This window comes from Candidatus Neomarinimicrobiota bacterium (assembly GCA_022573815.1).
Classification (GTDB): domain Bacteria; phylum Fidelibacterota; class SORT01; order SORT01; family SORT01; genus JACZTG01.
The window spans coordinates 1-16515 of record JACZTG010000019.1 but is presented as its reverse complement, the minus strand read 5'-3'; the positions used below and the strand labels follow the sequence as shown (position 1 = coordinate 16515).

At 39.6% G+C, this 16515-nt stretch carries 11 protein-coding genes; all 11 read right to left on the bottom strand.

What is annotated here, in order from left to right; all coding sequences use genetic code 11:
• Nucleotides 1-194 precede the first annotated feature (194 nt).
• Nucleotides 195-1502 (bottom strand): MATE family efflux transporter, encoded by a 1308-nt coding sequence (locus tag IIB39_08110; protein ID MCH8928662.1) that lies wholly within the window; start codon nucleotides 1500-1502, stop codon nucleotides 195-197.
• Between the two features lie 569 nt (nucleotides 1503-2071).
• Nucleotides 2072-3151 carry a sn-glycerol-3-phosphate ABC transporter ATP-binding protein UgpC gene (gene ugpC, locus IIB39_08105; GenBank protein MCH8928661.1) on the bottom strand — a complete coding sequence of 360 codons (1080 nt, stop codon included), beginning with the start codon at nucleotides 3149-3151 and terminating at the stop codon, nucleotides 2072-2074.
• A 281-nt stretch (nucleotides 3152-3432) separates the two neighbouring features.
• Entirely contained in the window at nucleotides 3433-5250 is a 1818-nt protein-coding gene (locus tag IIB39_08100) for a peptidylprolyl isomerase (GenBank protein ID MCH8928660.1), read from the bottom strand.
• A gap of 30 nt (nucleotides 5251-5280) precedes the next feature.
• Nucleotides 5281-6237, bottom strand: coding sequence for a glycosidase (locus tag IIB39_08095; GenBank protein MCH8928659.1), 957 nt, complete (start codon nucleotides 6235-6237; stop codon nucleotides 5281-5283).
• A 35-nt stretch (nucleotides 6238-6272) separates the two neighbouring features.
• Nucleotides 6273-7508, bottom strand: a complete 1236-nt coding sequence (locus IIB39_08090; GenBank protein MCH8928658.1) for a hypothetical protein — start codon at nucleotides 7506-7508, stop codon at nucleotides 6273-6275.
• 6 nt (nucleotides 7509-7514) lie between these two features.
• On the bottom strand, nucleotides 7515-8327 hold the full coding sequence (locus IIB39_08085; GenBank protein MCH8928657.1) for a carbohydrate ABC transporter permease: 813 nt from the start codon (nucleotides 8325-8327) through the stop codon (nucleotides 7515-7517).
• Nucleotides 8328-8336: 9 nt separating this feature from the next.
• Entirely contained in the window at nucleotides 8337-9197 is an 861-nt protein-coding gene (locus IIB39_08080) for a sugar ABC transporter permease (GenBank protein ID MCH8928656.1), read from the bottom strand.
• A complete protein-coding gene (locus IIB39_08075; GenBank protein MCH8928655.1) occupies nucleotides 9194-10510 on the bottom strand; it encodes an extracellular solute-binding protein in 1317 nt (438 codons plus the stop codon). Before IIB39_08075 ends, IIB39_08080 begins: the two co-directional genes overlap by 4 nt.
• On the bottom strand, nucleotides 10511-11551 hold the full coding sequence (locus IIB39_08070) for a PorV/PorQ family protein (GenBank protein MCH8928654.1): 1041 nt from the start codon (nucleotides 11549-11551) through the stop codon (nucleotides 10511-10513).
• Nucleotides 11548-14847 (bottom strand): hypothetical protein, encoded by a 3300-nt coding sequence (locus IIB39_08065; GenBank protein MCH8928653.1) that lies wholly within the window; start codon nucleotides 14845-14847, stop codon nucleotides 11548-11550. Before IIB39_08065 ends, IIB39_08070 begins: the two co-directional genes overlap by 4 nt.
• Before the next feature lie 22 nt (nucleotides 14848-14869).
• Nucleotides 14870-16515: TonB-dependent receptor (locus IIB39_08060; GenBank protein ID MCH8928652.1), on the bottom strand; the 1646-nt coding region annotated here is incomplete at its 5' end.

Below are 16515 nucleotides of genomic sequence, written 5' to 3'. Positions count from 1 at the left end.
TTATTATTTTAGCCCTTATCCAAATTACGAATTCATATTCTTCTCCTTATAATACGGCAATATTTATGCCATCTGAATTCGATTTAAAAAATGTGAGTGTAAGTTATTGTTATTTGGTGAGGATAGCCAATATTATATCGAATTGTTTTCTACTGAATGATATTGCTTATTATTTCATTATGAAATGCAATGTTTCAATGTGAAACTTTGTATTTTTCTGTAATATCATTTTTAATCGCTCTTTTGAGCCAATAATATGCTCCAATTCCTGCAACTGTCTTCGAAATCATCGATGCTCCAAATATGCCTTTTATTCCTATGAGCTCTGAACCTATAAAAGCAAGTGGAATAAACATAACGAACATTTGAATAAAGGCGATGGCAGTAGCATGAAGCGGTCTATGCAAAACGTTTAGACTCGAATTTGCAATCATCATAATTCCATAAAGTCCATAACTGATAGGGACTATCCATAGAAACAGACTTACGATTGATATAACCTCTGCATCGGCGTGCAAGACTGAAGCAAACGGTTTAGCCACCAACGCAAGAATAACCGCTGCGACAATCCCCCATTTAAGCGCGAATCGATTTACATATATGATTCCTTCTTTTACTCTCTCAAATTTTTGTGCACCAAGATTCTGACCGATAAAGGGATTAATAGCGCTTGATAGCGCCATCATCATTACTAAAGCTAATGCTTCGATCCTTGTTGCCACACCAAACGCAGCTACTGCTCCATGCCCATAGGTAGATATAATCCGATATATGAAACCCATGCCTATCGGATATACTGCCTGTGTGCCGGCAGTTGCTATTCCTATGTATAAAATACTCTTCCATGACTCCCATACTTCTTTTATATCCGGAATTGTGAATGCAAGCATATGTTCCCTGTAATGTAAAACAGATAACGAAACGACAAATGTAATCGCCCGTGAAATAACAGTAGCTATTGCCGCCCCGGTGAGCTCTAACCGTGGAAACGGACCGAATCCGAATATTAAAATGGGATCAAGAATCAGATTTACTAATACCGCAACGCCCATTATCATAGCCGGTGTTTTCATATCGCCCGTTGCCCTGATAGCGCCATTACCTACCATTGGTATGACAACAAATAGTGCGCCGGGATAAATAAATGTCATATAATCCCTTATTAGCAAGAGCTCCTCACCGCTTGCTCCCATCATAGTAAAAACACTATCCATCGAGATCAAACCAATGCCAATCACACTACCGACAATAATCACGGAAAGTACAAGACTGTCTGTTGTAATACGTTTGACTTGTTCAGAGTTACCTTCGCCGATTGCGCGGGATATTAATGTTGTGGTACCTATACCGAGTCCAAGCGCCACGCTTCCTATTATGAATACCACAGGAAAAGTGAAACTGACGGCTGCAAGTTCCAGCGTGCCAAGTTGTCCGATGAAATAGATGTCAATCAGGTTAAATGCGATCATTCCGAAGATCCCGAAAAACATCGGTAACGCCATTCTTATTATCTGCCCGCCAACATTCCCCTCAGTCAATTTCGCATTATTTTGAATGATCGCTCCTTCCTATTTGAGCTATTTGAATAACTTTATACGACACAAAAATATAAATAAATTATATCAATAAAGTTTACAAAAGAATGTCATCGTTTAATTGAATAACTTTTTCAACCATTACAGTTGGTTCAATTACTCAAATGTCACTTTTGAGTGCCCTATCGCCGTAAGTGCCTGATACTCAGTATCGGGCAGAGTCCTTTTAAGCCATTTGCCGGTGGTCGCCCCGCCATTGGCGGGATGTTGTCCCGTAACTTGCGGGAAGTCCACCCGGGCGTACCACTATTTGACCTCTTTTAAATAATTTTCCCAAAACTCATGTATTTAGACGTATTTGAAACAGCCTGACTCTTGTACCATAACTCATTAAATGGGGTAGTTTTGGGAATTTAGGTTTTGGGACACGAAGTGGGGAGTGCCAAAAACGAACATTTTTTCGACGACGCGCTTTTATTAAACAATTTAGGTTGCAGAACCATAATTCTATATCTCTGCTCAGAAATTTTAGGGCTCTATATACTTTTTTCCGAATCGGGGTCAAAATAATGAGCTTTAGAATAATTAAAACTCACGTTGATCTTCTCTCCTTCTTTCACTTTCGTATCCGGTGGAACTCTTGCAATCATTGTGTTTTGTTCTATATTTAAATAAAGATAGATCTCATTCCCCATCATCTCTAAAATATCCACTGACATTGGGGTTCCCTTTTCTTCGCCGGAGATAGAAATATCTTCCGGACGTATTCCGAATATAATTTCTCTTCCGACATAATCCTTTAGTTTATCCTCAGCTCCACCATCAATTTGAAAACTTAACCTTCCGCTTTTAAATACCAATCCCTGATTTTTCTCCACTTTACCGCTGATAAAGTTCATAGAAGGACTGCCGATAAATCCTGCTACAAATTTATTTACAGGATTGTCATACAGATTAACCGGAGTACCATATTGTTGGATTACTCCATCATTCATAATTATAATCCGATCACCTAAGGTCATTGCCTCAACCTGATCATGAGTCACATAGATCATCGTTGTCTTTAATCTATTGTGCAATTTGGATATTTCAGTGCGCATTCCTACACGTAGTTTTGCGTCAAGATTTGACAGCGGTTCATCGAACAAAAAAACTTTCGGTTGGCGCACTATTGACCTTCCAAGGGCAACTCTTTGTCTCTGACCACCGGATAACGCCTTCGGTTTTCTATGCATTAAACTACTTATTCCAAGAATATCAGCTGCTTTTTCAACTCTCTGCTTGATCTCGCTCGGTTTAACTTTTCTTAACTTCAGTCCAAATGAAATGTTGTCGTATACATTCATGTGAGGATAAAGAGCGTAGTTCTGAAAGACCATTGCGATATCTCGATCCTTCGGGGCAACGTAGTTCATAAGTTTATCTTCAATATAAATATCCCCGGAAGTTATATCCTCCAGCCCGGCGATCATACGTAGCACAGTGGATTTACCACAACCGGAAGGACCTACTAATACGACAAATTCACCGTCGGAGATATCAACACTGAAATCCCTTACAGCATAGATTTCATTGTCAAATACCTTTGTCACATCTTTCAATTTTACAACTGCCATTGTAATTTCCTCTGTTGAGTTAAAATTGAATACTCACTAAAATTTATAATAATCGGGTCAACCGGGAAATTCATAAGGTTGCCCCACCGATTCCATTTATTTTATAAGAGTTCTTTTAATATCCGCAAGCTCCCACAATTTAGTCAAAGGTTTATGTTACAAATTAAACTTATAGATTTCACTGAAAATATCGCTCACTTCTTAAAATCGTTTAAGTTCTGCTGCACGGAATCTGTGTCTCATATTCACCTTTATTACTCATAACAATACTGCCTCAAAAACTAATTTCTCACAACGAAAAGGTCTGATATTTTTTCTTTCAGGTCAGACCATCGTCCACTCTCAATTATTTCTTTTCTGAATAATTCTGTATCTACAATGATTTCATGTTTTGTGCGAACCTTGCTCACTGTTTTTATATAAATATCCGCTTCCATTTTTCTAAGGATTTCTATACGAATCCGGCTCTTTACCTCTTCAAGTGGAATGGGAAGTTTTCCTTTTTTCCCGATAATTTTTATGACTGAAAATTCCGACCCATTTTGAATAGGTCCAATAATATCGCCAACTTTTGAGGAAAAAGCGTATTTATCTAAAGGTTGAAATTGCCCGCTCTGAATGTAGCCGAGTTCTCCTCCGTTGGCTGCTGCCTCTTTTCTGATTGAGTACTCTTTCGCCAAAAGGGAAAAATCAGCGCCATCTTCCAGCTTTTGTAAGATTTTATTTGCACTGCTTTCATCGCTCACAAGAATCTCTCTTAAGTTCACCATCGGCTCTGATAAATATTTTCTCTTGTTCTCTTTGTAATATTCGGTTATTTCCGCTTCCGTAATATTTATTGCTCTAATTTCTGAACTAATAAGGTCATTCATCATCCGATTTTGATGCCAAAATCTGATTTCATCGGTGACACGTTTGCTGTTGTGATAACCTTTTTTGATTGATTCTTCAGCAAGAAGTCTGTCCCTCAACCATCGCCAGATTGCACGATTCAGAGACAACGTCCCTGTGATATTAAATTCTTTCGATCTGTTTATTCTCATATCATCAAGAAAATCAGAAACGGTTAGTTCACCTCCATTCCACGTGACGAGGATATCATCAAGTTTGGTGGCGAACTCTTCAGAAAGCGCTTTCAGCTCAGGATCCATATTTGATAGGAGTAAGGGTAAGCCCGTCTTATTTCTTGATTTAACCTCTGCCATAAATACTGCAATTGAATTAAATGTCTCTTTATTGATTAGTGGATTTTTTTCTTTCATCAACCTATTCAAATATTCATTTGAATACTTATCCGCTTTTCTTTTGCGAACTGCATCAATGAGTGTTGATATCTTTAACGCATAATCTTCTTCGGTAATAAAAATATTCTGTTTTCTATCTTCGACTTTTATTATGTGCCAGCCAAAAGTTGATCGGATTGGTCCGGAAATTTCACCCGGTTTTAATTTCCACGCGGCTTCCTCAAAATATGGATCCCATTCCCCCCATTTAATCCAGCCGAGTTTTCCTCCATTAGATGCCAATATGGTATCGGAAAAGGTGCTCTTGGCAATAGCCGCGAAATTTTCTCCGGCATCAAGTCTTGATTGAATAGATTTAATACCATTCTTTTTATTTGCAAAAATATGTGATACCATCAGCTGTTGATTGTGCCTTAAAAATTCAAGCCTTGTATCTTCTTCAGTAACAACTATAACAGAATCTATTTCACGATAGTAGAGCTCCCACCTTGATTGCCTTTCAACCTCATATTTTCGTCTCTTGTTGTACTCATCTGTTTTATCTAAACCACTATCGGTTGCTTCCTGAACCATAATTTCCATCTCGATAATTAAATCAAGAATATCCTGAGGTTTCTTGTAGTTCCTTATCGACGCTCCAATATTTAAAACACGGCGAGCAGGAATCTTTTGACCCTCCCGTAAAAAATCGTTAACAGTTATTCTTTTTCCGTCAACAGTAGCAAGCAATAGATCATCGGTGGATTCAGATTCGCATCCGAAAAAAAACACTGTAGTCATAATCACAGATAGCGATAAAACAGATGAGTAGATTTTCATTAGAATAGATTTATAGTGAAAATATTTTCCGGGCATCTTTTATTATAACTTTCATGACACATAACTTTATCTGTCCTTTACAGGATATTGAAGAACATAATCCATTAGTTCGTGAAAATTTGCAATTGCCAGACCAATACTTGTATCAGCTGCTCCGTAGTACATCCATAGCTCATCATCTTTTCGAATCCAGCCACAAGGAAAAACCACATTGCCAACATCGCCGTGCATCTCATAATCTTCTTTGGGACCGAATACCCATTCGTCTGTTCTATGAGTAACAATTTCCGGATTATTTATGTCCAGTAAGGCTAATCCCACTCGATATATACATCCCGCACAAGTTTGCCTGACTCCGTGATAGGAGATTAACCAGCCGTGAGAAGTCCATAAGGGTGGAGTGTTCACCCCTATTTTATTTGCATCCCACCACGATCCGTTTCTGGCTCGAAGCAGAACTTTGCGATTATTCCAAGTCTTCAAATCTGTTGAATAAGAGATATGGGCATGAGCGCCGGGGTCATCTCCAATAGGATACGGTCGATGAATTAGCGCCCATTTATTATTTATTTTAACGGGAAAAAGAACAGCATCTTTATCAAATGGCTTTAAAATCGCGCCTATTCTCTCAAAATTCCGAAAATCCTTAGTAAGCGCCAAGCTCACGAGTGGACCATCCTTAGAGTAGGAACAAAATACTATGCCGTATTTATCCAGATTTTCAAGATATGTTATTCGCGGGTCTTCAACACCCCATTCGTCTTCAGGATAATTGGAAGGATCGGGCGCAATTGACGGCTTGTCATCTATTTCCCAATTCGATACCCCGTCTTTGCTTCGTGCAACTGTTAAATGAGAATGTCCCCTCATATCTTCCACTCTTAAGAGTAAGAGGGATTCGCCATTAATCTGAATTGCACCTGCATTGAAAACCGAATTAGCCTTATACGGTAAATCCTCACTTGTTATTATTGGATTATTCTTATGACGTTTGAATAACTCATCACTTACGTTCCTTGCCAAATTACGCTCCTATATATAATTATCATCATTATTTATTAAAGAAACCCTTTCTCTTTCAATTCCAAAAAGGTTAATAACGCTTCTATCGTTGACTCTGCGCCTGAATTTCGATTGACACCATTTTCACCGATTCCATCGAAAGTCCTGCCTGTTGTGGAATCATACATAACCACATTTACAGCGTTTTGTCCGGAAAACCATTCCAAAGCTCTATTCATATTTTTCCTGTAATCGTCATTTCCTGTCACCAAAAACGCTTCCATTAATCCTGATGTTATCGCGTGTATGCCATATGCAATTTGCGGGAACTTCTTGACGTTTACGGAATCGGCGGATCTGAATTCAAGTTCATTCAGATGACCATCGAGAACAATCTTGGAATAAAATCCCGCTCCGGCATTTATTGATACGAGCCAATTCTCGTCGTTAAATATCTTATACGCTTTGGCAATGGCTTGAACTTGGTGGGCGCCCCAGGCATGCCAAATATTCTGCCACGAAAGATGCGCGCCTGCGAAATTTCCTTCTCTGATTTGAAAATCCACAAGCCCATTAGTTAGTTTTCTTATGTACTCTTTGACCACTTCGTCTCCTGTTGCATGAAAGTAGTCAATTAATCCGAGAACCAATTCTGATGTTTGGTCGCCTGCTTGATTGATAAGCCACCCCGGAGTTTTATATGGGGAATTTAAATTATAATTCCCATAATTCGATATCCAAATGTCGATATGTGGAAACGTTCGCTCCAATGACGTCTTTAAGCTGTCAGCAAATGTCGATTGATTTAAATTAAAAACTTTATAACCATAAGCCATAGCGCGTATTGCTCTGATGGCCCACCAATTAAAGGACTTAATACTGGTAATGCCGTTTCGATTTATCGTGTGATCTTCATTGATGAAGTTGTAGAATTCTCCGTCTGAAGCTTGCATACTCAGTATAAACCTGAGTCCTTTCTTTGCTCTCAGCAGGAAGTCGTCACCGCCGAACTGCTCATAATATTTCAGATATACTAACACAGCGCGGGCTACGTCGTCAACTGCGGAAATTCCCTCTCCGTCAGCCGCAACATACACGTAATCCGGGTATTCGGAATAAATGTGAATTATTAAAACCTCTTCTGATGCAAAAGTAATCGATTCGGAGAGGAAATTCAGATGGTCGAGATTTATGTTGATAAGGTCTATTTTATTTTGATTGACATTATTAGCGTCTCCGCATGACAATGCAATGGAAATCATTAATAATATAATCGTCACTGTTTTTTTCATATTCAGTTAGCCGCTCTTGAGACCGCTTGTTGCCATACTCCTGATAAAATATTTCTGAAAAAATATGAATACCAACATTACCGGAACAGCTAATAATGTAGCTGCAGCCAGAATAGCCCCAAGCTGAGCTTCAGCCCTACCACCTATAGAGAATAAGGTTACCATCTGCGGCATGGTCATCAAATCTTCCCGTCTGATTACTATTAGAGGCCATAATACATCGTTCCATATTCCCATAAACGTAATAAGACCAACGGTGATAAGGGTAGGAATCGAATTCGGCCAAATAATTCGATAAAGTATCCTAAACTCGCTTGCTCCGTCTATTCTTGCCGCATCGATTATTTCCTGTGGAAAAGACTTAAAATATTGGCGAAAAAGAAGTATACCGAAAGTGCTGATGGAAGCAGGAAAAATCAGTGCGCGATAAGTATCTATCAGTCCCAATTTTACCATCAGTATATACATAGGAATAAGCGTAATTTGCGCGGGTATCATCATAGTTATGAGGATTAGAGCAAACAGCATCTCCCTTCCTCGAAACTGCAAGCGTGACAAGGCGTATCCCACCATACTGCTGAAAAATAAAACAGAGGCGGTAGAGACTGTGGACACGAACATGCTATTGAAAAATGCTCTTACAATTGGAATTTTTTCAAAAACAAGTTGGTAGGATCTGAGCGTAAATTCCTTGGGTATTAGCGATAGTTCTGTAATCTCTATCTCTGGTTTGAGGGTAGCGGCAATCATCCATATGAAAGGATATAGAAAGGTGAGTGCGGCGCCCAGCAAAACAACGTAGAATATTACCTTTTTCAGCACCGTACTTTAATTCTCCTGCTCAATAAATTTTCTTTGTACTAAGACCACAACAAAAATTATTCCTGCGAGCATAAACCCAAGCGTAGCGGCATAGCCCATTTTATAAAAACTGAATCCCTGTCTGTATATATAAAGAACCGTTGACAATGTACTATTCAACGGCCCTCCGCCCGTCATTACATATGGCTCGATGAACAGCGAGAAACCATTGATCGTGGAGAGGATTATCACCATAACGATTACCGGATTTATTGCCGGGACAGTAATGTAGCGGAATTTTTGGAAGGTCGTGGCTCCGTCCAAATCAGCAGCTTCATACATATATGCCGGTACATTTTGTAATCCCGCTAAAAATAGTATCAAATATAATCCGACATTTTTCCATGTGGCCATAATAGCGATTGAAGGCATTGCCATCGCCGGGTTGGTGAGCCATTCAATTTTACCAATCCCTATCAGCGCAAGCATGCCGTTTAACAATCCTGTATCAGTTGAATATAGCTGTTTCCAAAGGATGGTCACTACAACTCCGGATACTACGACAGGTAAGAAAAAGGACGCTCTAAAAAACGCCCTTGCTTTGATCTTTTGATTCAACACTTCGGCAAGTCCAAGAGCGATAATCACCTGTAGAGGGATATGAATTAATAAGAACCGTACAGTGTTCCAAATGGACTTCCAAAACAATGGATCAGAAAACATCATATTTAAATTTGCCAAGCCGACCCATTTCATAGGACCCACTATATTCCACCTGTGAAAAACAAGAAAGAGGGAAAAAAATATGGGAAAGGCTGAAAACATAAGAAAATAAATCATATAAGGAGCCGACATCAAGTAACCCATTTTTTCATTCTTATTCATCATGTCCGGTCTCTTGCAAGAAGAAGTCGTACTCGTTTAGCAGCGTCCTTTATACCTTTACTCGGTGTTTTAACATGATGGATACAGGCAGCTTCAAATTCCTGGCTGATTATATCGAATATTTCTTGTAAGTATATCGTTTTGTCCACACCAACTGCATATGTTACTTGTTCAGCAAATAATGTCAGCTCAGGATTCTTCTCGAAAAATTCATCGAATGTTTCGTTTTCTAACAGATTCTTTCTAATGGGCAATTGGGTAGCAATCTCCAAAAGTAACCTATCGCTCTCTTCAGAAACCATGAACTTTACAAATTCCCATGCCATTTCCGGATACGGAGCAGTTTTGAAGATAACGATGGACTTAGGGTCGGCATATGTTAGCGGTGGGCCTGTCACATCATCCGGTCTTGGCAGCGGTCCATACTTATAATTTATATGAGGGGCGAATTTTGCCAGATGTGAAACTCTCCAGGGTCCGACTATATCCGCCAATACTTTTTCCTTAATAAACAGATCTTCCATCTGCAGGATCGATTTAGAAACGAAACCTTCTCGATATCCTGAGGCGAAGAATTCAAAAACTTTTACTGCGCTGTCATTGTCAAAATCGACTTTACCGTCTTTTAAGAGAGTTTTCCCTCCTGAAGCGGCTATATAAAAAGGATAGAAATCAAATAACCGTTGCCACCATATGGGCAATACGTTCCTGTAGTGCATCCATTTAATAGGCGATTCACCGGTTTTTGATAGTTCTAATACTTTTCTGGAAATATTATCAAATTCCTTATAAGTGGTCGGAACTTTTTTTATATCCAAAACATCAAAATAATTTGTGTTATAAATGAAGAGTACAGGATTAGATTTCCATGGAATTTGATAATATTTTCCATCAGAAGAAGCATACCCGGAAACAAGTCTATCAGGTATTCGCGATGTAATTAAACTGTCGAATCCCGGCATCGTGTCCAGCAGAACAACTACTTGTGCTTCTACATACTGCTCTAAGACTCCGGGCCATATATTAGAACAAATATCCGGTGTAGTTCTGCCGGCAATGGCCGCCAATAAAACCTCTTCGCTGGATTGTCCGGAAGCTATAGGCTCCGTTCGAACAGGGAATTCAGGATGCAGTAAATTCCATTTCTCCACTACTATTGCAGCAAGGTCTATCTCTTGCTGATTCGCGGCAGACCAATAAGTTAAATATTTCTCCGCTCTTTCAGACGGATTTTTTGAACAGGAGATAAAAAATATTTGAAATAAAAATGATGTGACAAGGAAAACTTTTTTAAAAATCGATTGAAAGCGAACCACTTAGAAGAAGATCGATAAAGCAAATGTGTTTATATTGGAGAGCCTGCCAAAGTCCTGAAAAGAATAATCAGCTCGTAATTTTGTTCCGTTAGTTGACGCAAAATTAACTCCCGCTCCAAATGCCAAGCCTTCTTCACTGTCTTTAAGAAACAAACCTTTATAGCCTCCCCGTAGGAATATCGTTTCATTTAGAACATACTCGATACCGATATTTACAAATTCAAAATTATCGCTGGGATGTAACGCATCAAGAGAAACTATCAGTTGAGATGTCTCATTGCTGAATGCATACGTAGATATCCCAAATTGAAAATTCAGCGGCAATGGCCAAGGATCTGTTTCCACTCGCGCCGGTATCCGTTCGTTATTTCCAAGAGCATTTGGATCAGGGTCCAAGAAATAGCGAAGGTCACGTCCGTCGATTGAAAGATCAGGTCCAAAGTTGGTAATAACAGCGCCGATTTTGAGACCGTTGAATAAATCGGTTTTAAATAAAGTTCCGAAATCAAATGCCAAACCTTGAGCCTGAGAGTGCCAAATTTTCTGGAAAATATATTTTCCGGTAAAACCAATCGAAAACCGATCAGTCAAATTCTTAGCATAGGTTGCGCCGAATGCAAGATCGCTAACATTGAAAAATTCGCCGGTTCCTTCCGGCTCAAATTCTGTTCGGACCTCCATCTCGTCAGTGCTGACTGAAATAACGCTCAGCCCTATGGCTCCACCGGATCCCAGCGCAATTACAATTCCGCCAAAATCGTGGCTTACATTGCCAATCCATTGTGTATGCGTGATTATAAACTCGTTCCCGTTTAGTCTTGAAATACCCGCGGGATTCCAATAGATGCTGGACGCGTCATCTGCCACTGCAACAAATGCGCCCCCAAGTGAGTTCGCTCTCGGACCGACAGGAATGGAGAGAAACGGCGCAGCTGATATCCCCACCTTAGACACGTTCTCCACAAAATTTTGACCATATGCATGACCATTCACTAAGATGAGCAACGGTAGTAAGATTTTTCTGAATTTAAATATTGTCATTTAATTAACGCAAATTCTCCTACCTTTTCGCCAAGCGGTGATTCGATATGGTAGATATACAGACCGTAAGCCACATTCATTCCATCTTTCGAGGTCAAATCCCATATTTCTTCCCCGTCATCAGAGGCTCCGTTATGACGTAGAGTTTCAATTAGGTAACCTCTTATATTATAAATCCTTATTGTACATTCTGCCGGAAGATGTATAAACCAAATTCTTCTCTCTCCTCTTCCTGATTTATAAATGTTCGGCGGTTCAAATACTGACGTCCCGACGTAAGGATTTGGTACTACAGCGATTCTATCCATATCAAATTGTGTTTGTTCAGTAGTAAATTTTCCTGAATTTACGGTAAACTCCACAGTCTCTCCGGTTCTGAACGGCTTTTTGGTTTTAATTTGATATACGTCCCCGGGTCCCGGTAGAATCGGAGTGACCGTAGAATCTTCAGGATCAAAAAACCGGATAACCCAATATGCGTTACCCTGCCTGAACTCCGGTTCCAAATGTGCGCTATCCCCACCCATAATAAGCACTGACTCATCCCAATCCCATGTCCTGTTGATTGTTCCATTCTTGACTGTTTCTACAATACCGATTTTTTCCCATTTCTCTTCTGTTGTATTCCAGATCTTAAAAGGAAGCGGCATCGGTAACCTGCCTAAACCCCACGAGTGAGAAGTATCTATATCTACATTATCGAATATAATCTCATAATCCGCCGGATATGGAATACTTTTCCCGTTAATTTCATTAAATAGCTTTGATACAAACTCCTCGTTATGCGGTTTTTTGACAGTGACAAGTAGGTTGGTTGTCGGATTACCAAGCCATTTAGTGGCTGTATCAATCAAGGTTACAATACTGTCGTTGAATATTTGTACGGCTAACCCGTCAAACAAATCCACTTCCTGACCGTCAATATTAATTTCAACAGCTGATTGAAGAACTGAATTTGAAGTTATATCAGTCAGAGTATACGATGGTCTGGTACTATTAAGATGTGCGCCTTCATTAGTGAATTTTATTTCATAAGTATGATTGTCTTTGATTACTTCGTTGAATAAAATATCAACAGAAATAGCTCCAGTTCCGGGCCCAGAATAAATGATTTCGCCATTGATTTCCGGTAGAATAAATCCTGCTGATGGTGACCTGGGGGTTACTGCTGCCGTATTTACATCAGATGTTATATTTCCCGAAATGTCGCTCTGTATTATGGACGTGGAAAATGAAGGCGCTAATCCTTTCACATTACCTTGACTGTCTGTAATTATTGTACCTGACGTATCCGTAGCAACTAACCCTCTATCATAGGAAACAATTGCATAATAATATGTCCTGCCGTTTATCACATCAGTATCCACAAAGAAATGTCTTAGGCCGCTATCTATACCGATGTTGAATTTAACTCCTTCGATATCTACCGGATGTAATCCTCTTATTCCGTTGTCCAAATCGAATTGAGCAATTGGTTTTTGAAAGGTTAACGCGCCAAAAGTGTTTGTAATAGTTAAATTTTCTAAGAAAGTCGGTTCAGTGCTCTTATAAATCAGATATCCTTCGAAATCTTTTATTCTTAAAAATGGATCAAAAGATTCTTCTGCAAGAGCATCCCACTGCAAGATAACCCTTCCATCTCCCGGAACGGCTCGAAGTACAGGTTTATCGGGCGGTTTTGCAAATTGATAATCCGCGTTATATATTTGCTGAACAGTCTCCTTTTTACGAGCCATTGAAGAGTTTAAAATTTGGTTTTGATCAAGAACACTTATAAAATCTTTCTCGGCGAACAGCAATGCCATCGAAAATCGTTCCGTCTGACCTGCCTTCAGCGGAAATTTACCAGATGAGAAAAACATTCCGAGATTTCTTCCCCCTTCAAGAACCAAACTGGCTATTGGTAATAGAGTACGGCTGAATAAACTCCAGTCTTCTTCGTCATTTTGAAGCTCGAAGTCATGGACAGCAAACACACTAAACCCGGTTAGACCAATTTGATCTGATTCATCTTTATCAGTAATTCCGAAGTTAGGTTCTCCCTGGTTTGGTATCCCGTTTCCCTCGGTTCCGTCCGCATCGGGTCCAATATAAATTGTACTAAAAGGTCCGATACCATCAGTTCCGACATCATCATTGAGAGGTTCGCCATCATCCCAAATACCGGAATTGTTTATATCCGTAAAATTAACCCAATCATCGTCCTCGTCTCCCGAAAAATGTGGTGTTGGAGGACGTTTATAAAATAATTCGAACGCAACTGGATCATCAATACCATAGGGAAACACATCTAAAAACTCGCCGGCTTCATTTATTCTGTTCTCATCTATAATACCGTCATCGTCATTGTCTTTTAGATCGGAAGATTTTCCCGGACTTTCAAGAAAAGCATATCCTCCTACTCCCACAGGTCCCCATTTTCCGGGCGAACCTAAGCCATCAAAGTCCCATGCAAATGCCATATCTAAAAGTACATTATATGCTCCTTCGTCATCGCCTGAATCATCAGTACCTCCCACTCCCCAATCTATATACTGAGCAAAAAATACATCTTCGTAATCTACTTTACCCTCGTTAGTTATTTCATACAACCAAAAGATAACGTCCTGGGCAAGTACATGCGACCATTGGAATCCCCTTGTTGAAATCTCCAGCCCCAAACCACCTCTTGTAGTATCATCAGGATCAGGATGAAAAAGATGTGCCGGATCAGTACTCCACTCCTTATCCGGACTGTCATCAGAAATAAAATAAGTTTCAACATCCGCGTTTGTGATACCCTTACCAAAAAATCCATTCCAAACTCCGGGCCAACCGGGATCAGACATGTCCGACATCTTATCAGGCCAGAACGAGGGCCATGTATTTGGATTGTCGCTCCTTGCCGGAAAATCCTGCCTTGGGTTGGAATATCCCCTTACCGGAGCCCAACCCCATGCTATTCCCGTAACAGGGTCAGTATCAATAAATTCTCTATAATTGGTAGACATTGGATGGATAGTCTGACCGAATTTATTTTGAGTCTCAGCGCTTACGATTATTGCTACGCCATCCACGTAAGAATGCCCGGTTCCTTTAGGCCATTCACCTGACGGTTGATCGGGCCAGCGGGAAATTTCTCCATGATTCGAATAAAGTGTTCTGACGCGATTACCATCAAGAATTCCCCATTGAGTGAATTTTTCATCTCCCTTATTCGGGTCAGGTTGACGTTGAGCATATGAAGTAGTAAAACCAATTGATAATATCAACAGGATTGGAAGGATTTTATATATGTGATATAATGGTATATTCATAATAAGAACATTGGTATTATTTTTAAAAGTCTATAGTAATCCCAAGGTTTACCTGTCTGGGCGGGCTGTACCATTCAGGACGGTTGAAAAATTCTTCTTTAGTATTCAGACCTCCGATAATTCCGGGTAAGTTAGCTTCGAGAGTATATGTCGCTCGTCCTGTATCATTGTAAACTTCTCTTTCATTCAATCTATCAAAAAGATTAAATATTCTAACGAAAATTGTAACATCAAGTCCACTTAAATTTATAACCTTGAATGCGTTAATATCAAAATTTAATGTTATCGGTCTTCTATCGCTGTTTTCAAGACCAGTCCTTTGATCTAAAAACGACGGCGTATATGGGAGTCCCGTTCCCATTTTGCCCAATATACTTATAAGATATTTTTTTGGTGGACCTAATGACACTGTCAATGTCATACTTTGCGTCCGATCCCAATCAAGCGGAACGAGTTCTTTTTCTGTTTGAACGGGCGGATCTGATTGATTGTCAATCAACACCGATTTCGGATCGGAAGCGTTTCCTTTAGCAATCTGGTAAGTATAATCCAGCGTTCCCGATATATTATTGCTTGCCCTTTTCTCTAATGAAAAGATTAATCCACGTACATTGCCAAAATCCCTGTTGATAAATCTTCCATAAGAAACACCCGAATGAGTCTCTCCTGTGGCGATTGTCTCGATCTTAGTGGCAAGTAAATTCCTTATGTCTTTATAATAGCCTGTGATGTCAATTGCGATATCTTCCGCTATCTGCTGCTGTAACCCGATTTCATAAGAGATAGTTTTTTGCGGTTTAAGATCAGCATTTCCAAAAGGCTCCGCAAATACCGATGCCCTTCCTGATTCAGTATTTATAGAAAAATTAGGGTTTGTGAAAAGAAATTCGAATGATGGAATTTGAAAGAAGTGGCCGTAGGAAATATGAATCACTCCTCTGTCCGTTATAGGATACGCGATTCCGAATCTTGGGCTAACTTGAATTTTTTGATCGGCTTTTTCTCCGAGTCTCGGTAAGGTCAATGTTGAATCATTTGGATCGAGAATTTGCGGTCTCGAAAAATCGAGTAATACATTAGCAGCCGGATCAAAAATATCGATCCTTAAACCGCCGTTAATTATAAGATAATCGATTTCTATTTTATCCTGAAGATAAGCTGAAAATTCCTTTGGCTTTTGGATATACGCCTGGTTATTGGTTCCTCCCGCAACAGGAATGTAACTTTCAAAACTGCTGCTGGCATTATTTCTTACATTGAAATCATGAAGACTAAGTCTGTGAATTTTTACTTCTACGCCGCTCCTGAGTTGATGTACAGTGGAAACTTGGCTTGTAATATCCGCTTTTAGCAGACTGGTTCTTGTTTGTCGCCAATCGTTTCTCATATCGGTTCCACCGCTGTAAAAGGAAAAATTTCCTCTTTGTCGCAGTCTGTCATCTGAAGAATATCCGGAATCCAATGGATTTTCAAAAACATAGCTTTTCGTAGTATTTTGAAAGTGGTGCAGCTTGAGAGTAAAAAAAGTATTTTCACTCAAGATTCTTGACCATCTTGTACCTATAGACCAGCTGTCTTTGAATTGAGTTGCCATTCCATCAGGACTAAATCGAAAGAGATGGTCGAAATTCGCTCCCTTGTTTTCAATATTCTGTTTGAAGATATCAA